Origin of the sequence: Bacillus paranthracis (assembly GCF_024296885.1) — a bacterium.
In the GTDB taxonomy this organism is placed as follows: domain Bacteria; phylum Bacillota; class Bacilli; order Bacillales; family Bacillaceae_G; genus Bacillus_A; species Bacillus_A paranthracis.
In genome coordinates this window covers 932,256-958,331 of record NZ_CP101135.1, presented here as the reverse complement: position 1 = coordinate 958,331, position 26,076 = coordinate 932,256, and the positions used below count along the sequence as shown (strand labels likewise).

The window sequence follows — 26,076 nt, the reverse complement described above, 5'->3', positions numbered from 1 at the left end:
AAGCTATTTTATGAAACCACTTGATACAGCCAGGCTTATTATTTTCACTGGAAAGTTACTTCCATCCCCAACATATACTGTTCAAAAGCAAAAAGGAAGTGATCCAATGTATTACGGAACAAAAGGCTGGTACGTAGCTGAACTAAAAAAATTAGGCGTGCGTTATCATGAAGGACGCAAACTAGAAAGTTACCGCGGACACATCTTGCGCAATTTACTACTTGCACAACAAGAGAAATTAAAAGAACAGTAATATGCTAATGTAACGATATCGACGATTCTCGGAATATATCAGCGATTTCACACAATATATCGGCGATTTTTTAAATTTATCGACGATTCGACATGGAATATCGACTTACCGACAAATTTCGCCAAATCCCTCCTCCATTCCACCAACCAATCACACATTCATACAAAGCAAAAAAAGGTCACCCAAACGGGTGACCTTTTTTCCTTATTCACAAACAAGAATTTGTCTAGAAAATGTTCCTTTTTTTGTAGTGCAGCGATCTATAATTTCAAATCCTGCTTCATGAATCATATCGTCCATTGTTTCCATTGTAACAACGACTACCTTTTTAGCGATGCGGCGTGCGCTTGAAAGAATGGAGAGCTGATTTTCTGGTGTTGCGTGCGTAAATAAGTCATATGGCATGTCGATAATTGCGACGTCGTAATTATCCGTAATCTCCTCGATCGGGCCTTTCGTTATCGTCCCATCGAATCCGAAGTGTGCAATATTTTCTCTCGCTCCAATCGCAACAAGCGGACTTATATCTCTACCAACGATGTTAATTCCCATCGAAAGAGCTTCTACTACAACCGTTCCAATGCCGCAGCACGGATCAATCGCTCGTACTCCCTCTGGATTTGGCACCGCAATATTTGCAACGGATCTTGCAACGCGTGTGCTAAGAGATGTCGAATAGCTACGTGGTTTTTTTATATGATGATACCAAACTGGCTTACTCTCTACATAATGTCCAAAATACCAACGTCCGCCTAATGGAACAATACCAAAAGTACGCTCTGGATTGCGCACATCTGCTTCCGCATCAATACAATCTCCAATACGTCGTTCAATGATACGTCTTTCCGCATACTCTATTTTATTTTCCCCCTCAAGGTCATTGATTTTCACGAAGATAACTTTAAACGTCATTTCTCCTAATTCAATTTCCTTTACTTGTTCCAAAATACTTTCTAAGTCGTCTCCTTCATACATAACCTCAACGCGCTCTTTCATAAAAGGACTTCTACTCGGGTCAATTTTGACATCACTTTTCAAAATATTAACGTGGGACTCCATTCCAAAGAACGAGCGCATTTCCAAGTAACATAAAGCACGCTCCTCCTCACGAAATGCATACGTATATATACATGCAGGTGTTTTCCTATGATTATTCAATCTATGATCATCCTCTATATCGTTATAATTACAATACTTTCTTATATAAAATTAAATGATATCACATGCCTGAAATAAAGAGAAACGTTAATAAATAAAAGAGACTGCCTATTGGCAATCTCTTTTATTGTATTAACGGAAAGAAGATACGTTATTACCCTTTGCTTCATAATAGTCTAAAATACCTTGATAAATCGCTTCTGCTGCACTTTGTTTCTGTGCTGGTGTAGCGATTTTATTTGCATCATTCTTATTATCTACAAATGCTAATTCTGCTAATACAGCTGGCATTGTATTATATTTTATTACGTACCAATTATCCTTTTTCACACCACGGTCATATGTCCCAAGTGCTGCTACAAGGCGTTTTTGAATTTTTTCTGCTAATAAGCGACTGTCTTCCGTATGTGGATTCGTTGATCTTGTCGGTGCTGCTGCATAATAGAATGTTTCTGTACCGTGTCCATTTTTTTCATCTGAACCGTTACCGTGAATACTTACGAAAATATCACCCTTATTTTCATTAGCAAATTCTACTCTTTTTCTTAAAGAATCACTAGAATCTACTCCTGGGCGTGTATCGTTCGTACGTGTTAACTTAACAGTAAATGGTGTCTTTTTCTCAAATAGTTTTTGTAATCGTAAAGATGTATCTAATACGATTTGACTTTCTTTCTCGTAATAACCAACATTACCCGAGTCAATTCCACCGTGACCTGGATCAATAATAATCGCTTTACCTTCTAAGAAGTTCTCTTGTTTTACTGGTGGGTTTAATTGATTTTTATCAACCCACTGGAAACCAGCGCCTACGCGGATACGAATCCAGCTTCCACTCTCTTCCATAATCGTTACTGTTTGTGCATTATATGTACCTAGCACTTTAGAACTATGTGAAGCTAATTCATATGCAGTAAAGTCTTGGTTAATTGTTTCTGTTTTTTCTGTTAGAGGTGTCCACTTCTCACCTTTACTTGTTACAATTTTTAACCAGCCGTCTGCTCTTTGTTCTTTCACTACAACCATTTGTGGCTTATGCTGAACATCAGTAATACCAGATGATAATGATGGTTGATGATATGTAATAAAGTTTCTGTTCATATACATTCTTTTTGATGTATCTGTTTTATTTTGATCAGCCATCGCAATAAACTGAGCTGCTTCTGCACGAGTTACAGTTCCTTCAGGCTCCCAGCCATTTCCCGTACCTTTAGAAATCTCTAAAGCTACTAAAATATTAGCTTGTTTCTTACCCCAATGAGGTTCCAAATCTTTAAACTGTGTTGGAAGTTCTCCAATAATTTTCTTATCTAATGAGTATGCTTGTACTAACATAGATGCCATAGATGCACGGTTAATTTGGCTTGATGGATTAAATTTACCAGTACCATCTCCACTAATTACACCTGCTTTTTCCACTGCAGCAATGTACGGAGCTGCCCAATGGTTTTGTGCATCTTTAAAAGATGGCTTTGCTTTTGGATCAATTGGTAAACCAAGAACGACTGCTAAAATTTTTGCAGCTGACCCTCTATCTACTGCTTCAGATGGAGAAAACGTTCCATCTGGCTTTCCATCAAGCGCCTTTTTTCCTACTAAATAATCAACTGATTGTTGCGCCCATGAAGGGACATCCGAAAACTTCTTCGCTACTGCGAAACTACTTACTGGAGACGATAATAAACTTGCGGCTAAAATACCTGCCGCGACTGCACGATACTTCATAAAAAATAATACTCCTCTCGACAATCATCTTTTAATAACGCGTAATCTTAATATATAAATCTCTTCAAATCCGAACAAAAAAAATTAGTGCGCCTCTATTATTTTATAATACTCGAATTATGTAGTAAACCTAATTTCTTAATATTGTAAAATAAATTACAATTAATTTACTCTTTGTTAAATAAAGTCGATTTCTCTGCACACAAAAAATAGGCTACTAGAGGTAGCCTATTTCTTTTCTTATTCTGCAATCATCTCTGATAATACATATGCATAAACAAGTGCTTCTGTATGAGCAATCGAACTTTCATGTGTACGCTCAAATGCATGAGAAGAATCAATACCTGCTCCAATTAATGCATGCTTCACATCAAATCCAGCGCGAATCGCAGCTGATGCATCCGATCCATAGTACGGATAAATGTCTACTTTATATTCAATATTGTTCGTTTTTGCAAGCTCTACTAAATGTTTACGTAGTGCATAATGATACGGACCACTAGAGTCTTTTGCACAAATAGATACTGTATACTCGTCAGATGCTTGTCCATCACCTAGCGCTCCCATATCAACCGCTAAATATTCAACCGTTTCTTCTGGAATATTAGAGTTACCACCGTATCCAATCTCTTCATTGTTAGAAATTAAGAAATGAGTTGTATATGGTAATGTTACGTTTTCGTCTTGTAATCTCTTAATTAATTTTAATAGGATCGCAACACTTACTTTGTCATCTAAATGACGTGATTTTATGTACCCACTCTCTGTAATTTGAACGCGTGGATCAAATGAAACGAAGTCTCCTACTTCAATTCCTAATTCACGTACTTCATCAGCTGAAAATACGCGCTCATCAATACGAACCTCAATATTTTTCTCATCGCGTTTCGCTTCACCTGCATCTTTATATACATGTACAGATGTTTGATGCATTAAAATCGTTCCTGTATACGTCTTACCACTTGATGTTTCAATTTCGCAATATTCCCCTTCTACAGAGTTCCAGCGAAATCCGCCAATCATAGAAAGACTGAGACGACCATCTGGCTTAATTTCTTTCACCATCGCACCTAACGTATCAACGTGTGCTGTTAATAAACGGTGCTGTGCATCATTTTTCCCTTTTACCGTTAAAATAAGAGCACCTTTATTGTTACGCTTCGTTTCTACATTCCACTCACTTACATAGTTTTCAATAAAACGAATAATTTTCTCTGTATTTCCAGATGGACTTGGAATAGAGACAAGCTCCTTAATCAATTCCATCGTTTCTTTCGTATGATGTGCCATTGTCATTTCCTCCTCATTTTTCCTATTATTTAGTATACCGAATTTACTATAAATCCTCTACTCATATAGCTTAATTTTCTAAATTATAGTAAAATTCACTTTAGTATATAAAAGGAGTTATACAATATGAATATATCAAAAAAATATGTACACATTACACTCATTTTGTTTCTAGCATCATTACTTTGTTTACAAGTTTCTTATGCAGTTCATACTACTACTTCTATTACAACCGGCTGGGTATTAACAGCTATCTTCTTCATTATTAGCTTAATTGCAACAAAAAAGCATAGCGTTAATGAGTAATGCTATGCTTTCCCTACAAATCTATTCTTCTGAAACATCCAACAAGTAAATACCTCTTTCAAACCCACCGCGCTCTATCTCTTTCTGCTTACGAAGACGTTCTACATCTTCAATTGTTGCACCTTCTGCACGCGCTAATGATATGATTACTTCCAGTGCATCCGCAAGAGAATCAAGCGCATGTTCACGCTCTTTCATAGAAGCAAATTCACGAATTTCTTCTGTTCCAATTTTCGCCAAAGCTTGTATGTATGCTTGTCCTGTTAATTTTTGTGCTGTATATGTTTTTCCAGACATTAAAATCTTCTCTGGAACACGATCTCTTACTAACTTGTTATATACTGACATCATCCACCCTCCTATGTTTAATAGCAGCCGAGCTCTGCCTTATAAAATAACCACTCTTTTTTCACACAAGCACTTAACATATCAATTCCTGATCCGTGTGCCCTTACTGCCGGAAAGAAATAATGCTCTGGTTCTTCTTTCTTATCGCCATATAAGGTTTGGTACTCATCAGGAATCGCCTCTTTTTTCACATCCCGTTCTTTCTCCACTTCACCTGAGAAAGCAACAATTGGATGCCCTTCAAAGAATAGTGCAGTTCGTACCGCAAGAGATGGTGTACTATGCAAAGCATAATATGTAAGTAAAATAATAACGATAACACCAATAATTTTCTTCATATATTACTCCTAAAAAAAGTGCTAACACAATTATACTAAAATGTGTTAGCACTTTCTCCCCTTTACCTTAAATTAACCGTTAGTAAAACTATTACTACACTTTATTCTCCTTTAAATGCTGGCAAACGTTTTTCTAAAAATGCAGCGATGCCCTCTTTATGATCCGCTGTTTGTCTCATCGCATATTGGCCGCGTTTTTCAAGCTGCAGTGTTTGTTCTAAATTAGAACGGTTTACTTCACATAAAATTTGCTTCGTTTGAATCATCGCTTTGATCGGCTTTTGTGACCATTCACTAATTTTTTGCTTCACAGCCGTTTGGAAATCCTCGCCGATTACTTCATCAATTAAACCGATTTCAAGCGCTTCGCTCGCCGATAATTTCTTTCCTTCCCAAATAATTTGCTTCGTCATATTTTCACCGACGCGTTTTTGAAGGAAGAAATGGCCGCCACCATCTGGAATTAAAGCGATTCCAATAAAGTTCATCGCAATAATGGATGATATATCTGCCATCACATAGTCAGCTGTTAGTGCAATACTTAATCCAAGACCAGCAGTTGGTCCATGAATCGCACTAATAACAAGCTTCGGCATCGTATATAAAGTCACAACAACTTCAGAAATAGTATTCATAATACCATCAAACTTACTTTCATCATTACTTGAAAGCATCGATTTAATATCTCCACCCGCAGAAAAACCACGGCCGTTCCCGCATAACACAACAATGTGTGCAGAACTCTCCGCTACTTCTTTCAATTTTTGTAATAGCTCTTTTAACGTTGGCTCATCTAATGCATTTAACACCTCTGGGCGATTGACCATAACCGTTGCAACGTGCCCTTCATATTTCACAATGACAGATTCTGTTTTACTTGTTACTTCCATTATATATACCCCTCTTTTCTACACAAAGATTATACTTATATAATTATAGAAAGGATGTGAAAAACCCTTCTTTTTTTCTTAATTTTCTGTCTAATAATCTCGTAATTTGTATATCACTTTGCATAAAACATACAATTTCGTTGAAAAATATAGAAATTAAAGTCGGTTTATCCCGGCTCTTCATCTATTTACCATTACAATGAAATGGTGTATTCTTAAGTCTGATATAAAAATTAAATATAGAAATTCATTCCCCTTCCTATTATATAGAGGGGTGCTGAAATAAAGGAATGAAGAAATGGAGGAACATATGGTTACTAAGTTAAAACAGACGGATAACTACTTCCCGCATTTCCTACTGCTATTCATCGTGTTTCAACCAATTTTAGATTTATTAACGTCTTTTTCAATCTATATATTACACATGAGCGCAACAGTCGGAATCGTAGTCCGTTTCGCCTTTATGCTTCTTGCATTAGGTTATCTACTTCTTCATCATAAACAACAAGGCGCGAAAAAGTACATTCTCTATTTATGTTTACTCGGCATTGCACTGGCAATCGGTCTTGTAAATAATATGATGGTTAAATCTCCAGTTTCATTTGGAGAAGAAGTTAAATTTATTTTAAAGAGCATATATCCAATTGTGCTACTGTTTGGATATATTATCGTCTTTAAAGAGCTAAAAAATAAAGAATATGTGTTTCATAAAATCATTACATATTTCTTATATGCAACTTTAATTTTAAGCATCACAATGATTATCGCAATGCAAACTGGCACTGATTTCCCAAGCTATCCTCACTCAAAAATTGGCTCAAGAGGTTGGTTCTTTGCTGGAAATGATTTAAGTGCTCTCTTCGCGATTATGTTCCCAATCGTTGTCTTATATTCGATTTATAAAACAACTTCTTTCTCGAAAATATATTACTGGATTCCAACAATACTTGCGATGTATGCAAGTATTATGGTCGGAACAAAAGTTGGATATGGTGCAATTGTGCTAACATTAGGCGTAGCACTTTTCTTCTCGTTCATTGAATATATGATAAACCGTAAAAAAGAAAAAAAAGGATTCACATATCTTGTAAACACCATCGTTGCAGCAGTTGTACTAGGAGGTTTAATTGTTCTTACACCGCATACTCCTATCGCAAAAAATATGGGAATCCACATGCAAATATACGAATACAAAAAATCAGTACAAGAAGAACAGGATAAAAAAGAAGGAAAAGTAATTAAAGAAAATCCAGAGGATGCAAAAAAACACGCAAAAGGTGAACTAACAGACTCTGAAGTGAAGAGTTTAATTTATAGTGATCGGGACAAATTCTTAAAAGTATACAAACAATACTATAAAGAAGCACCGCTCTCACAAAAACTTTTTGGAATGGGTTACGCTGGTAACTACACAGTTAAAATTAAATTAATTGAAATGGACTTCCATGACCTATTTTTCGCCTTTGGAATTATCGGTTTCCTTATTTACTTAATACCACTTCTATACTTCGGTATTAAACTATTCATCCGTATGATCACAAACTTTAAGAAAATTATAACTGTAAAATATATGCTATTATCTAGTACACTCATCCTATCACTTGGCATTGGCTTTATGTCTGGTCACGTATTAACAGCGCCATCTGTTAGCATTTTTTTCATCGTTATACTTGCCTACTTAATTGTTGATTTAGAAATAGAATAGAAAGAAGCAGCATCTATTTGGATGCTGCTTCTTTCTACTCCAGTCATAATTGCTTTTTCTCGCTTAATTAAATTTTTTGTGGACTACTAAAAAAAGATCGAATCACATTACGATTCGACCTTTGAAACAAAACTATTTCTTTCTATTGAAACGATGCATGAATCTGCTCCAGCACCTCATCAATATTATCCTTCGTAATAACAATACCGAAATCTTTCGGCACATTACGATCTTCTTCATTTACAACTTTATGTGCAATTATCTTTCCGACTTCTGGTCTGAAATGATGTCCATCCATATAGTTATCTAAGTTCTTTGTTACTGAATTTAAATACATGAAATGATGTACTTCTCCAAATACATCGACAGTATCATGGAGCCACCTTTTATAATCTTCCCAACGTCCTGATTGAATCATCGCACGGAACAATGGCTCTGAAACAGGAGTTGTAAAAATATAAAACTTTGTATTCGGATTATGAGATTTTACAGTTCCTAATATTTCCTTCATATTTTGATACTCATAATTCCCGCCATAAATCTCTCTACTAAATTTATCTACTTGCGCAGCAATTTGTGTGTCACGCTCTTCTTTCGTATACTCACGCATCGATTTTATGTTATCGCGATTATATACATCAATAGTCTTATTGTGATGAATGGAGTTTTGAATTGTATTTCGAGAATATGTAATTCCATCCATACTCACATACGATTTAATTGGATATAGTAAGCTTTGCGCTTGATTAATATACGCTTCTGGTTTATCAAAACCGATTTCTCTATTTTTGTTCGTTCCAAGGAAATCTAAACCAATCACAATAGAAGATAATTCACTACCTTTTCTCTCTTTTGCATATTCAATGTACGCATCGTACTCACGCGGATCTGTACTACTTACCGCATAATTAAATGCGTTTAATCCAGTAAAATCATTCTCATTGATAAACGTTGTTCTACTACTTCCAAGTATAACGCCATCATAAGTAAACGGACGATATGTTATATAATTCGTTTTTTGTTGTCTCTCATTAAACCCAAACTGAACATTATTCCACTTATTTTTATGAGAGAATAACCAAAGTGAATCTGCATAGCCATTAAATATTCCAACACCTGCAAGTGGAACAAAAACACATACAAAAACGAAAATAAGCCACTGTTTGTTTTTCATATTCTCCACCTAGAAATTAAAGTATAAAAACTCACTAATACTCGTTAAATGCAATACACTATACACAAGTAATATTGCAGTAAATAACGCCGTCCATACTGTCGGACGGAATGAGTCTTTTAACTGAATTGAATTTTTCAAGAAGAAACTAATACATAATGCTCCGAAAATATACGCTACTATTTCCGTATTTAATAATGAAACATGGTATGCTTCAGTAAATGAAACACCGTACCCTTTTAAAAATTGTAGCTTCTCAATAATAAATACCGGGAATACGCTATTGGCTAGTTCGAATCCATTAAATCCAAACATTCCTTTTAACACTTTCACCGCATCATGCATCGATGTTGCTCTAAAGAATACCCACGTTATATTAATGAAGAAAAACGTCACGAGCCATCCCGCCCAGGCCGGCATGCGCCCTCCTGCTTTGTTCCACAAACGATGAACGACAGAAGCTAATCCGTGCAGAAATCCCCAGAAAATAAATGTCCAACCAGCCCCATGCCAAAGTCCACTTATTAAGAAGACAATCATAATATTGACGTATGTACGCGTAATACCTTTTCGATTTCCTCCAAGAGAAATATACACATATTTCGTTAAAAACTGGCTTAATGTCATATGCCAACGATGCCAAAAGTCTTGTATACTCACCGCTTTATAAGGTGAGTTAAAGTTTTGAGGCAATTTAATGTTGAACATTAACGCAATTCCAATTGCCATATCGCTATATCCACTGAAATCAAAGTATAACTGAAATGTAAACGCTAATGATGAAAGCCAAGCTTCAACAAAGGTTAGCGACTGCTGTACATCAAACCCTTCCCGTACGACAGGAGATAAAACGTCTGCAATCCCTACTTTCTTGAAAATACCGATGGCAAATACAAAAATACCGAGAACGATATAATTTGATTGCCAACGCTTTTTACTACGATCCGCAAATTGCGGCATAATTTGCGCATGGTGTACAATTGGTCCGGCAATAAGTTGCGGGAAAAATGTTACAAACAGAGCGTAATCAAGAAAATGACATGCCTCCGTTTCCCCGCGATATGTATCTACTAAAAACGCAATCTTTTGGAATGTATAGAAACTAATCGCAAGCGGTAACGTTAATGATAATAATGTAAAATGAGTTCCAAATAACGAATTTACATTTTGCAAAAAGAAATCATAGTACTTGAAATAACTAAGCATTCCTATATTAAATAGTAAGCCTACTGTTAAAAGAAGTTTACTCTTATGCTTCACGAGCCTCATTCCGATAAAGTAGTTCACAATGAGCGATATTAACATAAGCGGCAAATACTTTATGTTCCAATAACTATAGAAAAATAAAGATGCTGCCACAAGCCAAGCTTTTGCTAAAGTAGTTTGTCCAAATTTATTTAATAAAAAATATAAAAGAAATGCTATCGGTAAAAATAAAAAAATAAACTCAAACGAGTTAAATAACACACCATCTCTTCCCTTCTAAACAAATCACACCTTATTCATCTTATCTTATCCAGATAGTGGGTGTCAAAAGGATTCCATACCGCTTTTCTTCTATTATATAGAATAATTATTTTAATCGAATTATTAACATGCTAAAATATTAAAGGCACTATTATAAAAAAGAATATATAATAGATATGTCGTTTTTTTTACGAAATGTATTTCGAAAAAGTGAGGAGAGTCCTTTGGTATTTAGTAGTTCGATTTTCTTGTTTATCTTTTTACCTCTCGTATTATTTCTCTATTTTATAGTGCGTGCCGAGCTACGTAATTTCGTATTACTTGCATTTAGTTTAATTTTCTATGCATGGGGCGAACCACGTTTCGTTCTTTTAATGCTCTTTTCCATCGTATTAAACTACTGCTTCGGCCTACTCGTGCATCATTATGATAAACGAAAAAATATGAAAGTCACATTTTTAATTATGGCTGTAGTCGGAAATATACTATTACTTTCTTATTTTAAGTATATTTCATTTTTCACAGACATTTTAAACAACGCATTGCACTTATCTATTCATGTGGAACCTATTCCACTACCAATTGGTATTTCATTTTATACATTCCAAGCGATGTCCTATGTCATCGATATATACCGTAAAGATGGGGATGTTCAAAAAAATCCACTTAACTTAGCGCTATATATCTCTATTTTCCCTCAGCTTATTGCCGGACCAATTGTTCGTTACAATATTGTCGCTGAGCAAATTAAAACGCGCATCCATTCTTTTGAACGATTCACAGAAGGTATTCAAATTTTCGTTCTCGGACTAGCAAAAAAGATATTAATCGCTAACCAAGTTGGATTTGTCGCTGATAAACTCTTTGCCTTACCACCATCTGAAATGAGTGTTGGAACGGCATGGATTGGTATTATCGCCTATACCCTGCAAATTTATTTCGATTTCTCAGGATACTCTGATATGGCAATCGGACTTGGAAAAATGTTCGGATTTGATTTCCCGAAAAACTTCAACTATCCGTACATCTCTAAATCTATTTCAGAGTTTTGGAGAAGATGGCATATTACACTCGGCTCTTGGTTCCGCGATTACATATATATCCCGCTCGGCGGAAACCGCGTTTCAAAACTGGCGAATTATCGTAACCTTTTCATCGTATGGGGGTTAACTGGTTTATGGCACGGGGCGAGCTGGACATTTATCGCCTGGGGCTTATATTACGGCTTTATTATTTCAATTGAAAAAGCTGGATTCGAAAAAATATTAAACAAACTATGGAAGCCTCTGCAACATGCATACGTATTACTAATCGTTATGATCGGTTGGGTCTTCTTCCGAGCTGACAACTTCGCTTACTCTTTCCAATATTTAAAAGCGATGTTCGGCATAGGTGGCCAATCTTTCATCGATGACAATACGATGTTATACGTACATGAATACATTATCGTATTTCTCATTGCCTTTATCGCAGCGACACCAATTTTAAAACGAATGAAAAACATACTAGAACTTGCGCCAAAAACGTATATGTTCACAATGCAATTTGTACGTCCTATATTATTACTAACATTATTTATGATTTCGGTTATGTACTTGATTAACTCAACATATAATCCATTTATTTATTTCAGGTTTTAACTGATGTAGGAAGGAAACGTTATTATGAAAAAATTGGGGAACCTCATCCTGTTTATCGGTTTTCTCACCATTATCTTTTCATTTGGCATATTATCGTTACTCAAAACAGACCGAGACATTTCACCAGTTGAAAATCGGCCGCTCGCTCAAAAACCAGCACTTACGAAAGAAGCTCTCCTAACTGGTAGCTTCTTTAAAGATGTCGAAACATACACAAATGATCAACTAATCGGACGAGATGAGCTTATTAAAAACTATACAATTGCTCAAATTAATATGGGCAAATCTCTCATTAACGACATTATTTTAACTGATGATAAATGGCTCCTGAAAAACCCGGCGTGGACAAAAAAATATAATGAAATTGACCAATCCATGCCTGCTATAAACGATTTGTCGCAGTTTTTAAAAGAACGAAACGTTGAGTTTTACTTTGCTTTACCACCGTCAAAAACGAATGCATTATCATTTAAATTACCTTCTCATATTCATACATATGCACAGGAAAATTTAAATTACTTTCTAAAGAAGCTTCCAGCAGACGTAAAGCCAATAAAACTGATGGAACACTTTAAACAGAACTATACAAACGAAGAAATACAAGACATGTATTTCAAAACAGACCATCATTGGAATATGGACGGTGCCTTCTTAGGGTACCAATATATAATGAACACAATCGGGCAACAATCTTCTATATATAAAGGAAAAGAAATAAAAAAAGAAGACTACACTCGGACATGTGCGCAAAATAAACATTTAGTCGGAAGTTTTAACAACCAACTATACCAACTCATCGATGCCAATGGTGAAAAATTATGCTACTACACACCGAAAGACGGTTTCAACTTCACAAGCGTAACCGCAAAAGATGTGCAAGGTACTATTCACCAAAACTTAGATGAAATATACGGCGTAGAAAAACAAAAAGATACAACATCATACGCAGGTTATTACACAGATGACTATCCAGAAATCGTCATCGAAAATAACAATGCACAAAATGAAGTACGCGCCCTAGTCCTAAAAGACTCATTCGCAAACGCAATCGTGCCACACTTAGCACAAAGTTTCAAACATACATCTATCCTCGACCTGCGCCACTATCACGAAAAAGATGTATATCAATACATTCAAGACAACAACATTAACATGGTATTGTTTGTGTATAGTGATTCGAATTTGAGTGGGGACATGTTTAAGTTTAAGAAATAACTATTAAAAATAGGTCTCTTTAGAATCCTCTAAAGAGACCTATTTTTTTCGAAACCAAAAACAATCCTCATGTCACTATGACATGAGGATTGCAAATCTAATCATTAGATTTCTTCTTTAATAACGTTGATTGTTACAGCTTTTGTACCATACTCAGTAGTTGGTGCAAATCTGTCTTTCACAACTTTAAAGATTACTGTACCTTTATCTCCAAATGCAGTTGTTACACCTTTGAAGACGTCGTTTTTCTTAGTAGCAGTTTCATCAGTTAAGAAGTTAAATAAGTCATTTCCTTCTTTAGAAACTGTATCATTTGATTTAACAGCTGTTACATAACCAAGTTCAACATCGTTACCGTCAAATTCAGCATTGTCGTTACGATCTAGGTAAACTTTGCCTTGCTCTACTTTTTTAACAAATGGTGATTTTTCATAAATTTCCATGTTATCAACAATACGTACTTTATGTTCTGTAGAGATGTTTAATTTGATGCCATTTAGAACATCATCTTTATCACTCTTCACAACGTCTAGTACTCTGTCAATATCAACTTTACGGTTTTCAAATTGCTCAACCTCTACATCTTTAAATTTAACAGATGTAATTTTGATATTTTCTTGTGTAACAGTAATTGTTGCGTGTCCAGCTGTAGCGCCATCTTTCGTTAAGATAACATCAGTAACACCTGCTTTTTCACCTTTTACTAGTAAAGTTTTTCCGTCTTTACCAAATTCAACTGTAGCAATCTCACTATTTCCTACACGTACGTCATATCCTTCTAATTTTGCTGCATCAGCATATACGCCTTCAGTAGTATAGTTAGATAATTGATATGCTACTGTATTTCCAGCACCAAGTGTAGTATCAGCAGCTTCACCTTTTTGACCAGCTTTAGAAACAAGCTCTAAGCGTGGAGCTTCATGACCGATGTTGCTCTTCGTAACTTCAACATGAAGTGATCCATAACCTTCGCCACTTGCATTTTTATTTGGGTTTTGGAAGTGGATTGTACCTGCTCCAACTTGCTCACCTTTAACTAGAATAGAAGATGTTCCGATAGAACCTTCTTTTGTTGTAATAACATCTAATACTTTTACAACACCCGTTTGTGGGAATACTTCTTTAATTGCATCCGTATCCGCACCGAATGGATCGCCGTATTGGTCAGTCGTTACGAATGTTACTGGTAACTCTTTTCCATCTACAACTTTTAATTGATCTGGGTTAGCTTTTACAGTTGTAAGTTTACGAGCATCCGTTTTTACAACGAAATCAAATGTTTTTGTTACATCGCCAACTTTAACTGTAAGTGTTGCTGAACCAGCTGCTTCTGCTTTAATTTCACCATTTTTCACAGAAATAACACCTGGATTAGATGATTTTAGGCTAATCGCGCTAGGATCAACAACTTTGTTTTCTTTGTTAATTTGAGCAACAACTTTGTGGATACCAGCTTTTTCACCAGCAACTAAAGTTTTGCTGTTTAATGTGAAGTCTGTTCCACTTAAAGCTTTAGCATAATTTACACCAGCTTTATCTGTATCTACTGCAAATACAACATCTTTAATTGCTGTTGCTTCTGCATCAAGATTTTTCACTTCGATGATACCAGTGTTAGACACTGTGATACCACCACGTTTTGTAACTTGTACTTCCACTTTGTATTTACCTTCATCGATACCAACTGCTAGTTTACCAGTTTTTGACTCTGCAGTGCCACCTTCAAAGATGTTTGCTGGAGTGCCATCTAATTTATTTGCAACAAATTTCACATCATGACCAGCGATATCTAAATACTCGATATCAGCGTTACCTTTTTCATCATTTAATTTGAAGACAACTGCTTGGTCTGCACGATCATCATCAAATGTAAGTTGTTCTACGCGTAATTTTTTCACTTCGTATACATACTTCACAATAAAGGTATTGCCTTTTACTTTAACAGGAAGCTCTTTATTTGGAGCGATTTTTCCACTTAATGTTACAACTGCAGATTTCCCATCATTACTCGCTTCAAGTGCGATCGCTTTATTTCCTTCAAGCGTAACATCTTCAGCAGTAAGCTTGTTTAATCCTGTACCAGTTAACGTTAATTGTGTTGGCTCAGTAGCAGCAACGTTTGTTACTTTCGCATCACTGTTCTCTGGTTTTGCATATTTTTTATCTGTTAACGCGATAAATTGAGCTGCTTCTGCACGAGATACAGATTTATTCGGCTCCCATTTACCACCAGTACCTACAGAGATTCCAAGGTTAACTAGGATGTTAGCTTTCTCTTCACCCCAATGTCCTCTTAAATCATCAAATTTTGTAACTAATGTGCCATCTACTTTTTCTTTTAGGTTATAAGCACCTACTAGCATAGACGCGAAAGAAGCACGGTCAATCTTTCCTTCAGGATAGAAATTATCTTTTCCATCACCTTTAACGACACCAGCTTTTTCAACTGCTGCAATATATTTTGAAGACCAAAGATTTTTAGCATCTTTGAAAGAAGGTTGAGCATTTTCATCAACTGGTAAATTTAAAATTTTAGTGAAGATTACAGCCGCAGAAGCACGATCGATTGATTCGGTTGGACCATATGTACCGTCTGGCTTACCTACAATTGCACCTTTATCTACTAAGTAGTTAATAGAATCTTCTGCCCAATGTCCAGCTGGAACGTCTGGGAATGATTTACCTGCTGCTGCTACTGGAGATACAACACCTGCTACCATTGCTGCTGTCATTGTACCTGCGATTACTTTTTTGTAAGAGTTAGTCTTTGCCATTTTATATATTTCCTCCTTAGGAATGTAATACTAGTTACATAATGTTTTAAATAGATATTCTATTTATTTTTGAAACTAGTAGATATAAATGTGGTTAAAATATTTCTTGTACAGAATAATAGAATATCCCGTATTAAAGATATCATAAAGAAATCATACACTCTTTTCATCTAATTTAAAACCTTAAATTCGACAAAAAAGTGAATTTTCACAATTCGAAACGATCGTTTTTTCGACTTTTGTTTTAAAGAATCCAGATTTCAAAATCTGAATATCTTAAATGAATAGAAAAACGCGTCTGAATTACATTTATAACAATCTTCTTATAACCATTTACAACTATAACAGAAAAACGTTTCCAATTTCAATATTTAACTATAAAGATATTACGACATTAATCGACAACTTATTTTCCTATGATTCGACATTTTTATTACCATCAGATTTCCCAAAATTACCATACCTATTTTTTTATCATTTACTAAATAAAACGTTAAATACAAACATTCAATATATATTAATGTTAGGATTTTTAAACGTACATCTTATCTCTCAAACTTCTTTCTTTATGAGCATACATTTATAATCACTTACGTAATTCGACATTTTTCTACAAATTCATTTTTTCTTTCGACATTTTCTTTTTCAAAAAATAAAAAAGAGGATGTCCTCTTAAATTAAGATCCCATTCCTCTTTTTTTGAACTCTTTTGAATTCAAGTCACTTATGATGTATCGAGACGCTGTTGAAATTTGCTCTCGTAATTCTTCTACTCTTTGTTCCAATGTTTCTTGTACATATTCTTTTTGTTCTAATTGCTTCGTTGCGACATTATACAAAGTTTCAGACGTCCAATCACCATCTACGTTTCCGATAATCGGCTGATTTACTTGTTGTAAAAATGAATCGATCTTTGGATCATATGAAATACCGACCATAGGAATATTAGCAACCGCAGATAGTATGAGTGCATGCAGTCTCATACCGATTAGAAGCGAACATTCCGACAAAATTGAAATTTTCTCATGAATATCGAGCTTATACGGAAGCATATGAGCTTCTTCTCCCATTAAATTAATAATATCGCGTGATGCATTTTGATCAAATGGTCCATGCATTGGTACGAATAAAATATGGTATCCATCACGCTTAAATTTTTTCAGCGTATCTGCTAGCTTCTTCATATAATCTTCTTTCGCGTCCCAATACCTCACACTAACTGCAATTACTTTCCCTTGAATCGCATGTTTTTGCAACCACTCCGACTTCATTCCTTCTGGTTGACATGCCAATACCGGATCTGGAACTAGTTCGATATCCTTCTTAATACCAATTTCTTTTAAATACAAAAATGAATCTTCATCACGAACTGATATATATTCCGCTTTTGATACTTGCCATTTCACTAATAAACGATTTTGTCTTTTCGTAATTGGACCAATTCCTTGCGCATAAATATAATACGGCTTCTTCAAAAAACGAGCAATTCGCATAATACCCGTATAGTACAAAATACTTTTAATACTCGTTTTATCTTGAAGGAGGCTTCCTCCTCCGCTAATTAAGCCATTACTTCTCTTTATTTCCTTATAAATTGCTCTTATATCCCAGCGATTTACTGCCTCTACACCGTACATTTTTCTTGTATAGTCGGGGTCATTCGAAAGTACAACAAGCTCAAGAGTAGGATCCTCTTCATGTAGCGCTTGAATAATTGATTGCAAAATTGCTTCGTCCCCAACATTATAAAAACCATAATATCCTGATAAAACTAACCGCACTCTTAATCTCCTCCAACATTTCGCAATCAACTTTTTGTCATTCAACAAATCGCTATCAACTCTTTAATAAGAAAAGTTGGATAACTTTAAATTGATTTCTTTCACAAACATACAAATAGCCATACTCATTTATGGACTCATTTACTTACGTAAAAATGGGATTTGCTTTTTGGATATCCAGTTCAACTTTAATGCGCATATGCCATATATGAACAAGGCCACACAAAACGCTACACCGCTATATATTATTGCAATAAGTCTAGAATCTACCACATTTATGAAAGTAGATGTGAAATATAATCCTATACCTACTATACTAGATACCCCAATTACAGCAAAAAATCTCCCCATGTGAATTGAATAAGCCAATTCTTTTCGAATGTATATATAGTTTACGATACAAATCATGATATATATGATAAGTGTACTATAAGCCGCACCAGTTATGCCAAATTGACTTACAAGTACTATATTTAATATGACTTTTACAAAACTCGCTCCAACAACTATCCACGCCGCTTGCTTAGAACGGTTAATTCCTTGCAAAATTCCTATTGATAATACCATAAGTGATGTGAAATACGAACTACCAATTAAAATAGCTAACATTCCGCTCCCTTTCGCATCTGTAAACAATCCAACATTTAACGGGACTGCAAGTGCCATGAGCCAGATTGTTATCGGCGTTGTTAAAACATGGGCAAGCTCATTTGTTCGTTCAATTGTTTGTTTTGCTAACGCTACATCCTTCTTTGTTAATGCAGCCGTTAACAACGGGATTAACGGAAATACCATCGCACTTGCAAACACGACAATTAATTGTGTAAACGCAAATCCACGACTATATATACCAAATTGTTCTTGAATCGTTGTAGTGGATTCATGCAACATATGTGGAATCGTTACAGAATCAACTAAATTTAACACCGGCATCGATAATGCTCCAACTGCAATTGGAATCGAGACCTGAAGTATCTTTTTTGCATTATCTTTAAAATCTTGTAGTGAATATGTATTACTTTTATAACGATATATACTTTTTACATACTTCATTCTCAAATAGATAAGTGACGTAATTACTCCAAGGCAAGAACCAATCATTGCGCCGCCTGTTACAACATCACTCTCTTTATTCCAATATACAAATAAAAATGCAATTGCTAACATAAAGAAAACACGAATGAACTGCTCAATTACTTGTGACACCCCGGTAGGAATCATATCTCCAAAACCTTGGAAATATCCTCGATATACCGCCATATATGGTGCGATTAATAACGCAAACGAAGTTACGATTAATGGAAGTCTTGTATCTTGTCCACCAAGCATATTTGCAAACATACTTGATCCAATCATAATAACTGAAAATCCAAGCACTCCAAATATTACTCCAATAATAGATGCTGAAGTAAATAGTTTGGCAATTCCGTTCTCGTCATTCTTCTCATGAAGTTCAGCGATTAATTTTGATATAGCTAGCGGTACTCCCGCTACTGATAAAGTTAAAGCTATCATATACACAGGAAAAACAAGGCGAAAAATCCCCAGTACTTCATCTCCTGCTATATTTTGTAATGGGATTTGAAAAAAACTTCCCAACACTTTCGATAGAAACGTTGTAATCGTTAAAATCGCAGCGCCTTTCACAAACTTATTATTCATCTTCTAGCTCTTTTCTTTCAATATATAATTTCCATACATATTACAACATAAAACGAGATAGCTATATTCTTCTCTTTTTTGAAAAATTTCACTTTATCTCATTTAGCTATCATACCAAATTTCTTATACATTGAATACTCTCTTTCTTTCTATGTTTTAAATATAGTATGTACACTAACGCCTTATTTATATCCAGTTATTTCTTCAATTTACTACTTCTACTTATTCGGGATAAACATGTGCTATAATGTAGCTATTGTCAGTAAGAGGAGTGTTTACAACATGCTGAATTCGGTAAAAAAGCTGTTAGGAGATTCTCAGAAGAGAAAACTAAAAAAGTATGAACAACTTGTTCAAGAAATTAATAATCTGGAAGAAAAACTATCTGATTTATCTGATGAAGAATTGCGTCATAAAACAATCACATTTAAAAACATGCTTCGTGACGGAAAAACAGTGGATGATATAAAAGTTGAAGCGTTCGCTGTTGTACGTGAAGCAGCAAAACGTGTACTTGGATTACGTCACTACGATGTACAGTTAATTGGTGGCCTTGTACTATTAGAAGGTAATATTGCAGAGATGCCAACTGGTGAAGGAAAAACATTAGTTTCTTCTCTTCCAACATACGTACGTGCTCTTGAAGGAAAAGGCGTTCACGTTATTACTGTAAACGACTATTTAGCAAAACGAGATAAAGAATTAATTGGCCAAGTTCATGAATTTCTAGGTTTAAAGGTTGGATTAAATATTCCTCAAATCGATCCTGCCGAAAAGAAACTTGCTTACGAAGCTGATATTACATACGGTATTGGAACAGAATTTGGCTTTGACTATCTACGTGATAATATGGCTGCTTCAAAAGATGAGCAGGTGCAACGTCCTTATCATTTTGCTATTATCGATGAGATTGATAGCGTTTTAATTGATGAAGCGAAGACGCCTCTTATTATCGCCGGTAAAAAATCAAGCAGCTCTGATTTACACTATTTATGTGCAAAAGTTATTAAATCATTCCAAGATACTCTTCATTACACATACGATGCAGAAACGAAATCTGCTAGTTTTACAGAAGACGGTATTACAAAAATAGAAGATTTATTTGATATCGATAACCTATATGATTTAGAGCATCAAACTTTATATCATTATATGATTCAAGCATTACGAGCTCATGTCGCTTTCCAATGTGATGTTGACTATATTGTACACGATGAAAAAATTCTACTTGTAGATATTTTCACGGGCCGCGTTATGGATGGTCGCTCTTTAAGTGACGGTTTACACCAAGCTCTTGAAGCAAAAGAAGGCTTAGAAATCACTGAAGAAAATCAAACACAAGCATCCATTACAATTCAAAACTTCTTCCGTATGTATCCAGCACTATCTGGTATGACAGGTACAGCAAAAACGGAAGAAAAAGAATTTAACCGTGTATATAACATGGAAGTTATGCCGATTCCGACAAATCGTCCAATCATTCGTGAAGACAAAAAAGACGTCGTATACGTAACAGCCGATGCAAAATATAAAGCTGTACGTGAAGATGTTCTAAAGCACAATAAACAAGGACGCCCGATTTTAATTGGGACAATGTCTATTTTACAATCAGAAACCGTTGCCCGTTACTTAGATGAAGCAAATATTACATATCAATTATTAAATGCAAAAAGCGCAGAACAAGAAGCTGATTTAATCGCAACTGCTGGACAAAAAGGTCAAATTACAATTGCGACGAATATGGCCGGACGAGGTACTGATATTTTACTAGGTGAGGGTGTTCACGAACTTGGTGGATTACATGTAATCGGGACAGAACGCCATGAATCGCGACGCGTTGACAATCAGCTAAAAGGTCGTGCTGGTCGCCAAGGTGACCCAGGTAGCTCTCAATTCTTCCTTTCTTTAGAAGATGAAATGCTAAAACGTTTCGCACAAGAAGAAGTCGAGAAATTAATGAAATCACTGAAAACAGATGAAACAGGACTTATTCTAACTTCTAAAGTCCATGATTTTGTAAACCGTACACAATTAATTTGTGAAGGTAGCCATTTCTCCATGCGTGAGTACAATTTAAAGTTAGACGATGTAATAAATGACCAACGTAACGTTATTTATAAATTACGTAATAACTTATTACAAGAAGATACAAATATGATTGAAATTATTATTCCAATGATTGATCATGCTGTAGAAGCCATTTCTAAGCAATATCTTGTAGAAGGTATGCTTCCAGAAGAATGGGATTTTGCTAGTTTAACAGCAAGTCTAAACGAAATTTTATCAGTAGAAAATATGCCATCATTATCAGCAAATAATGTACATTCACCGGAAGATTTACAATCCGTTTTGAAAGAAACATTATCTCTTTATAAAGAGCGCGTAAATGAGCTAGATAGCCATACTGATTTACAACAGTCGCTACGATATGTTGCCCTTCATTTCCTAGATCAAAACTGGGTCAATCACTTAGATGCAATGACTCACTTAAAAGAAGGCATCGGACTAAGACAATATCAACAAGAAGACCCTACTCGTCTTTATCAAAAAGAAGCTTTAGATATCTTTTTATACACATATGGTAATTTCGAAAAAGAAATGTGCCGCTATGTTGCAAGACATTTAGGTGTTCCTGAAAACGTACAATAACGAGGTGAAAGATTATGTTATCATTCCTAAAAAAAGCGAAGAAAAACGGAAAAGATACGACTGTCTCTAGTAATCAACTATTCGGACAAGAAAGCACAAATACTGAAAATAAAACTGTAAAACCAACGCTTTACTTCCACCCTAGCTGGGGTGCAGTAGGACAAGAACAAAAATACATTTATCAATTTTTACATAAAGAACTACCACGTTTAGAAGAATATCAAATTTCTTTATCTGGAATTGAGATTGAAAAGCGTGATAACGGTTATGACGTAGCTGTATTTATTCGCAGCACTGTTCCGAAACCAATTTCTTTCGAAGAAGTTACATTAATTCTTCTAAATAAAGAGAAAAAATTATGCGCACGAAAAACATTCAACCTTTCTGCATTAGGAGATATTCCTGCAAATGTAAATATGCCGTTTATCTTTACATTTGAGCAAGAAACAATTACAGATGCTGAATTATCGCAAACGGATTGGGAATTAGCGTTCGAACTTGAAAGTAAGCATGTATTAGATTTAGATCCATCTTGGGAAGCTCAGTTACCTGAAGCAAGCAAAGAAGCTTTACGTAATTTCGTAGACAATTTAACACCTCCAAATGATGGTGAAATTAACTTCCTAGGTCTGCAAGCTGCACGAAAAGAAAACGGCGATTTACATACAACGCTTCTTATTCGTAACGGTTGTAAAGACAACATTCAACTAGAGCAACTTCCTCTTCATATTGAAGATGCCACAGGTGCAGTTGTTGTTAAAGGCGCTTTCACATTACCGAACCTTGAAATTAAAGCGAACACTACAAAACCGTGGTCATTTGTCTTCCCTGCTTCATCTATATTAAAAGAAGATATGGACCTATCTTCTTGGAAGGCACTTGTACCACAAGACTAATCATAGAGAAGCTCGCCTCTCTTACTTTTTTTCATACAAAAAGCCTGCTCAAAAAGATGGTCATCACACCTCTTTGGACAGGCTTTTTCTTTATGTAAAATTTATTTCGTTACGAATAAACGTTCAATATGATATTCAGCTTCTAATTTGCACATTTCATCTGCATGCTTTACTTTATTTCTTTTTAATTGCTCCACTTGTTCTTCGCTCGGTTTTTCATTAATAAGCTCGTTAATTTTTTCATTTACTTTCATTGCTAACGCTTGATGGAAATCTGGATGTCCTTTCAACTCGTCATCTACTTTATTGATCCAAGTTGATTTTGTGTATAAATACTGTTTCCACTGTTCAACAAATTGTTGCATATCAAACTTTTCTTCGTTCCATTCAATTTCTTTCATATACTTCTCAAAAGAAACAACAATTGAGCGTGTAATCCCAATCTTCACTCCGTGTGGTAACTGTTTGTACATCAATTATTCCCTCCAGCTTAAAGCTCTTCCTTCTGAAAAAAAAGGAATCTCAAAATTCATATACATTACTATAATATCACATACCTAATCTAGAATGTTACTATACTGCTAAGAGGAATAAATGTCAACAGACGCATAACATCTTGATATACAAATGTTACAAACAACAAAAACACCCTTATATAAGGGTGTTTCTTCATATAGTTTCCGTTTTTACAAATAGTAATTTATCTTTCTGCTCATTACTCGCCATCACTACTAACGTCTTTTTAATATGAGCAGGTACTTGCTCTAACGTTACACTCAATCCTGACTTATCCGACTGCTCAATGAAATTCAATAACGCCATAGCTCCTGATACATCCATATAGCGTGCATCTTTCATACGTAAAACAACCGGAGATTTTACGTCTTGTAAAGCATAAAAAACACGATCCACTGTTAAAAACGAAAGTGGTCCCTTAATTTTATATGTTGCTTCCTTTTCTTTTACAATAGAAACTTTACGTTCTTTACATTTCACCATGTATATAATGAATGAAAGAATAATACCGAACGCAACCGCGATCATTAAATCAAACTTCACTGTGACAATCATCGTTACGAGCATAACAACGACATCACCTTTTGGCGCTACATGCATTTTCTTCATGCTCTCCCAATCAAACATGCCAATACCAGTTAAAATTAAAATACCTGATAATACAGCAAGCGGAATGTATTGCACGACTGATCCAAGTCCCATAATGAAAATAAATAATATAACACTATGCATACTTGCTGAAAGCGCCGTTTTACCGCCACTTCTTATATTAACGATAGATCGTACAGTCGCACCTGCCCCTGCTAATCCGCCAAACAATCCGCTCATCATATTACCGATACCTTGTCCGACAAGTTCTTTATTACTTTTATGACGTGTCCCCGTCACATTATCCATTACGACCGATGTTAACAACGAGTCAATCGATCCTAATAAAGCAATACTAAGCGCTGGTAAAACAAGTTCTGCTACGCCTGTTCCACTTAAAGATGGAATATGAAGCGTTGGCATCGCTTCTGGAATCGTCCCAATCTTTTCAATCACCTTATTTAATGACAAATTTCCGATAACCGGTAACCTCACTGTAAGCCCTTCTAACGCAGAAGAAAATAAAGGAAGCATAGCTGTCACACCTACTAATGCGACTAAACTAGATGGGATTGCCTTAATCCACTTTCCTGAAACAATCATGACAATAATCGTTAATACGACGAGTAGAAAACTATTTTGCACATGCTTCATTTCACCTAAAATAATAATTAATGCGATACCGTTCATAAATCCTGAAACGACAGGATACGGAATGTAACGAACGTACGAGCCAAGCTTACATACACCGAATAAAATTTGAAATAGTCCCGCCATCATAAATGCTATAAAACTCGCCTCTAATCCGTGCGTCGCAATAACCCCTGTTGCGATAACCGTAATTGGTCCAGTTGGCCCTGTAACCTGCCCAGGTGTACCACCAAATAACGCCGCAAATAAACCTGCAAAAATTGCACCATACAATCCGACTAGTGCTCCCTCAGATGTTCCCGTTGCAGCAATACCAAATGCAATGGCAAGTGGCAACGCAACAATTGCAACAGTAAAACCAGCTAAACATTCCTTTGCTATTTTTTGAAACATATAAATAACCACCTTCACATTAAGTCCACGTTCCATTGTACACCTAAAAAGATACATTCGTTAGTCCACTTTTTACAGTATCGTGACGTAAACGCATTCAATTATAAGTACCTATCGCATCTTTGGAAACCATTATAACTATGCTATAATGGATAAATTAAATCTTTTATTATATATTTGGAGGCACTATGCTAACTTTTGAAGAAAAATTATCAATTATTGAATCTTTCCCAGAATTAGAAAGAAAAAACGTATCATTAAAACGCGTGAACTTTCACTTTGAAGAAAGTCGTTTAGATAAAAAGAACGTTGTTTACCACTTACATCCAAATGGAAACGGCTTTGTATATGCAAGTGGCATTAAAGGTTACAAAACGGATGATAAAGGTATGGTTAACATCCGCGAATTTTCAGCAGATGAATTACGCTCAGTAATCGAGCAATCAATTGAATTACTTTCACAAGAAGAAGTAGTAATTCCTGCAGAACCTGCGAAAGAAGAAGAATGGCAGAACGAAGACGGTCATATCCTTACTCTTATCTCAGAGGACGATATGTGGAACGTGTACGCTGGTGTAAATTTAGACGGTACATTTAACTCTTATCCAGAAGCTGCGGAATACCTTGATGAAGAAGGGTTTTCACGTAAATAAAAAT

21 protein-coding genes are annotated in these 26,076 nt (G+C 35.4%); 8 read left to right on the top strand and 13 right to left on the bottom strand.

Annotated features, from left to right (window positions below; translation table 11 throughout):
• The first annotated feature begins 10 nt into the window (after nt 1–10).
• Nucleotides 11–253 (top strand): YflJ family protein, encoded by a 243-nt coding sequence (locus NLJ82_RS04825; protein ID WP_000803014.1) that lies wholly within the window; start codon nt 11–13, stop codon nt 251–253.
• A 204-nt stretch (nt 254–457) separates the two neighbouring features.
• Here the strand turns inward: NLJ82_RS04825 and NLJ82_RS04820 are convergent, their stop codons facing one another.
• The 3 genes from NLJ82_RS04820 to NLJ82_RS04810 all read right to left on the bottom strand — a co-directional run bounded on the left by NLJ82_RS04820 (nt 458) and on the right by NLJ82_RS04810 (nt 4,426).
• Nucleotides 458–1,411 carry a TRM11 family SAM-dependent methyltransferase gene (locus NLJ82_RS04820; protein ID WP_001059297.1) on the bottom strand — a complete coding sequence of 318 codons (954 nt, stop codon included), beginning with the start codon at nt 1,409–1,411 and terminating at the stop codon, nt 458–460.
• Between the two features lie 132 nt (nt 1,412–1,543).
• Nucleotides 1,544–3,136: an N-acetylmuramoyl-L-alanine amidase gene (locus NLJ82_RS04815; RefSeq protein WP_000877274.1), complete on the bottom strand. Its 1,593-nt coding sequence runs from the start codon at nt 3,134–3,136 to the stop codon at nt 1,544–1,546.
• A gap of 240 nt (nt 3,137–3,376) precedes the next feature.
• On the bottom strand, nt 3,377–4,426 hold the full coding sequence (locus NLJ82_RS04810; protein WP_000930097.1) for a M42 family metallopeptidase: 1,050 nt from the start codon (nt 4,424–4,426) through the stop codon (nt 3,377–3,379).
• 126 nt (nt 4,427–4,552) lie between these two features.
• Here NLJ82_RS04810 and NLJ82_RS04805 point away from each other — a divergent pair, with 126 nt between their 5' ends.
• Nucleotides 4,553–4,732, top strand: coding sequence for a hypothetical protein (locus NLJ82_RS04805; RefSeq protein WP_001027104.1), 180 nt, complete (start codon nt 4,553–4,555; stop codon nt 4,730–4,732).
• A gap of 21 nt (nt 4,733–4,753) precedes the next feature.
• On the opposite strand, the gene NLJ82_RS04800 is transcribed toward NLJ82_RS04805, so the two are convergent.
• The 3 genes from NLJ82_RS04800 to NLJ82_RS04790 form a co-directional block, all read right to left on the bottom strand.
• Nucleotides 4,754–5,080, bottom strand: coding sequence for a nucleoside triphosphate pyrophosphohydrolase (locus NLJ82_RS04800; protein WP_000118158.1), 327 nt, complete (start codon nt 5,078–5,080; stop codon nt 4,754–4,756).
• Nucleotides 5,081–5,097: 17 nt separating this feature from the next.
• A complete protein-coding gene (locus NLJ82_RS04795; protein WP_000720155.1) occupies nt 5,098–5,418 on the bottom strand; it encodes a YjcN family protein in 321 nt (106 codons plus the stop codon).
• Between the two features lie 101 nt (nt 5,419–5,519).
• Complete coding sequence (locus NLJ82_RS04790; protein ID WP_000454172.1) at nt 5,520–6,308, bottom strand: enoyl-CoA hydratase; 789 nt, start codon at nt 6,306–6,308, stop codon at nt 5,520–5,522.
• 310 nt (nt 6,309–6,618) lie between these two features.
• On the opposite strand from NLJ82_RS04790, the gene NLJ82_RS04785 reads away from it, so the two are divergent.
• Nucleotides 6,619–8,013 (top strand): O-antigen ligase family protein, encoded by a 1,395-nt coding sequence (locus NLJ82_RS04785; protein WP_000256702.1) that lies wholly within the window; start codon nt 6,619–6,621, stop codon nt 8,011–8,013.
• Between the two features lie 142 nt (nt 8,014–8,155).
• Here the strand turns inward: NLJ82_RS04785 and NLJ82_RS04780 are convergent, their stop codons facing one another.
• Nucleotides 8,156–9,187, bottom strand: coding sequence for a hypothetical protein (locus tag NLJ82_RS04780; RefSeq protein WP_000792075.1), 1,032 nt, complete (start codon nt 9,185–9,187; stop codon nt 8,156–8,158).
• Between the two features lie 9 nt (nt 9,188–9,196).
• Nucleotides 9,197–10,654: an MBOAT family O-acyltransferase gene (locus tag NLJ82_RS04775; RefSeq protein WP_000898511.1), complete on the bottom strand. Its 1,458-nt coding sequence runs from the start codon at nt 10,652–10,654 to the stop codon at nt 9,197–9,199.
• Nucleotides 10,655–10,878: 224 nt separating this feature from the next.
• Between NLJ82_RS04775 and NLJ82_RS04770 the strand changes: the two genes are divergently transcribed.
• Both NLJ82_RS04770 and patB1 read left to right on the top strand, forming a co-directional pair.
• Entirely contained in the window at nt 10,879–12,294 is a 1,416-nt protein-coding gene (locus tag NLJ82_RS04770) for an MBOAT family O-acyltransferase (protein WP_000232138.1), read from the top strand.
• Between the two features lie 24 nt (nt 12,295–12,318).
• Nucleotides 12,319–13,509 (top strand): secondary cell wall polysaccharide O-acetyltransferase PatB1, encoded by a 1,191-nt coding sequence (gene patB1 / locus NLJ82_RS04765; RefSeq protein WP_000733046.1) that lies wholly within the window; start codon nt 12,319–12,321, stop codon nt 13,507–13,509.
• Nucleotides 13,510–13,613: 104 nt separating this feature from the next.
• Here patB1 and NLJ82_RS04760 read toward each other — a convergent pair whose 3' ends face one another.
• From NLJ82_RS04760 to NLJ82_RS04750, 3 genes are all read right to left on the bottom strand, one after another.
• On the bottom strand, nt 13,614–16,283 hold the full coding sequence (locus tag NLJ82_RS04760; RefSeq protein ID WP_001140720.1) for an S-layer homology domain-containing protein: 2,670 nt from the start codon (nt 16,281–16,283) through the stop codon (nt 13,614–13,616).
• Between the two features lie 677 nt (nt 16,284–16,960).
• Complete coding sequence (gene csaB, locus NLJ82_RS04755) at nt 16,961–18,064, bottom strand: polysaccharide pyruvyl transferase CsaB (RefSeq protein WP_001241616.1); 1,104 nt, start codon at nt 18,062–18,064, stop codon at nt 16,961–16,963.
• Nucleotides 18,065–18,205: 141 nt separating this feature from the next.
• A complete protein-coding gene (locus tag NLJ82_RS04750) occupies nt 18,206–19,726 on the bottom strand; it encodes a putative polysaccharide biosynthesis protein (RefSeq protein WP_001060185.1) in 1,521 nt (506 codons plus the stop codon).
• A 282-nt stretch (nt 19,727–20,008) separates the two neighbouring features.
• Between NLJ82_RS04750 and secA2 the strand changes: the two genes are divergently transcribed.
• Together secA2 and NLJ82_RS04740 are read left to right on the top strand one after the other, a co-directional pair.
• Nucleotides 20,009–22,375 carry an accessory Sec system translocase SecA2 gene (secA2, locus tag NLJ82_RS04745; RefSeq protein ID WP_000935184.1) on the top strand — a complete coding sequence of 789 codons (2,367 nt, stop codon included), beginning with the start codon at nt 20,009–20,011 and terminating at the stop codon, nt 22,373–22,375.
• 14 nt (nt 22,376–22,389) lie between these two features.
• Nucleotides 22,390–23,271 carry an accessory Sec system S-layer assembly protein gene (locus tag NLJ82_RS04740; protein ID WP_000948199.1) on the top strand — a complete coding sequence of 294 codons (882 nt, stop codon included), beginning with the start codon at nt 22,390–22,392 and terminating at the stop codon, nt 23,269–23,271.
• Nucleotides 23,272–23,372: 101 nt separating this feature from the next.
• Here the strand turns inward: NLJ82_RS04740 and NLJ82_RS04735 are convergent, their stop codons facing one another.
• Nucleotides 23,373–23,744 (bottom strand): hypothetical protein, encoded by a 372-nt coding sequence (locus NLJ82_RS04735; protein ID WP_000278023.1) that lies wholly within the window; start codon nt 23,742–23,744, stop codon nt 23,373–23,375.
• A 196-nt stretch (nt 23,745–23,940) separates the two neighbouring features.
• Nucleotides 23,941–25,455, bottom strand: a complete 1,515-nt coding sequence (locus NLJ82_RS04730) for a SulP family inorganic anion transporter (RefSeq protein WP_163170587.1) — start codon at nt 25,453–25,455, stop codon at nt 23,941–23,943.
• A gap of 152 nt (nt 25,456–25,607) precedes the next feature.
• On the opposite strand from NLJ82_RS04730, the gene NLJ82_RS04725 reads away from it, so the two are divergent.
• Nucleotides 25,608–26,072 (top strand): hypothetical protein, encoded by a 465-nt coding sequence (locus NLJ82_RS04725; protein WP_000955016.1) that lies wholly within the window; start codon nt 25,608–25,610, stop codon nt 26,070–26,072.
• Nucleotides 26,073–26,076 lie beyond the last annotated feature (4 nt).

Excerpts from the sequence above, each read along its gene's own strand:
- NLJ82_RS04735 (WP_000278023.1), bottom strand. The coding sequence starts at position 23,744 with ATGTACAAACAGTTACCACACGGAGTGAAGATTGGGATTACACGCTCA.
- NLJ82_RS04825 (WP_000803014.1), top strand. The coding sequence starts at position 11 with ATGAAACCACTTGATACAGCCAGGCTTATTATTTTCACTGGAAAGTTA.
- NLJ82_RS04790 (WP_000454172.1), bottom strand. The coding sequence starts at position 6,308 with ATGGAAGTAACAAGTAAAACAGAATCTGTCATTGTGAAATATGAAGGG.
- NLJ82_RS04760 (WP_001140720.1), bottom strand. The coding sequence starts at position 16,283 with ATGGCAAAGACTAACTCTTACAAAAAAGTAATCGCAGGTACAATGACA.
- NLJ82_RS04800 (WP_000118158.1), bottom strand. The coding sequence starts at position 5,080 with ATGTCAGTATATAACAAGTTAGTAAGAGATCGTGTTCCAGAGAAGATT.
- NLJ82_RS04810 (WP_000930097.1), bottom strand. The coding sequence starts at position 4,426 with ATGGCACATCATACGAAAGAAACGATGGAATTGATTAAGGAGCTTGTC.
- NLJ82_RS04730 (WP_163170587.1), bottom strand. The coding sequence starts at position 25,455 with ATGGAACGTGGACTTAATGTGAAGGTGGTTATTTATATGTTTCAAAAA.
- NLJ82_RS04815 (WP_000877274.1), bottom strand. The coding sequence starts at position 3,136 with ATGAAGTATCGTGCAGTCGCGGCAGGTATTTTAGCCGCAAGTTTATTA.
- NLJ82_RS04725 (WP_000955016.1), top strand. The coding sequence starts at position 25,608 with ATGCTAACTTTTGAAGAAAAATTATCAATTATTGAATCTTTCCCAGAA.
- NLJ82_RS04785 (WP_000256702.1), top strand. The coding sequence starts at position 6,619 with ATGGTTACTAAGTTAAAACAGACGGATAACTACTTCCCGCATTTCCTA.
- NLJ82_RS04750 (WP_001060185.1), bottom strand. The coding sequence starts at position 19,726 with ATGAATAATAAGTTTGTGAAAGGCGCTGCGATTTTAACGATTACAACG.
- NLJ82_RS04780 (WP_000792075.1), bottom strand. The coding sequence starts at position 9,187 with ATGAAAAACAAACAGTGGCTTATTTTCGTTTTTGTATGTGTTTTTGTT.
- NLJ82_RS04795 (WP_000720155.1), bottom strand. The coding sequence starts at position 5,418 with ATGAAGAAAATTATTGGTGTTATCGTTATTATTTTACTTACATATTAT.
- NLJ82_RS04740 (WP_000948199.1), top strand. The coding sequence starts at position 22,390 with ATGTTATCATTCCTAAAAAAAGCGAAGAAAAACGGAAAAGATACGACT.
- secA2 (WP_000935184.1), top strand. The coding sequence starts at position 20,009 with ATGCTGAATTCGGTAAAAAAGCTGTTAGGAGATTCTCAGAAGAGAAAA.
- patB1 (WP_000733046.1), top strand. The coding sequence starts at position 12,319 with ATGAAAAAATTGGGGAACCTCATCCTGTTTATCGGTTTTCTCACCATT.
- NLJ82_RS04805 (WP_001027104.1), top strand. The coding sequence starts at position 4,553 with ATGAATATATCAAAAAAATATGTACACATTACACTCATTTTGTTTCTA.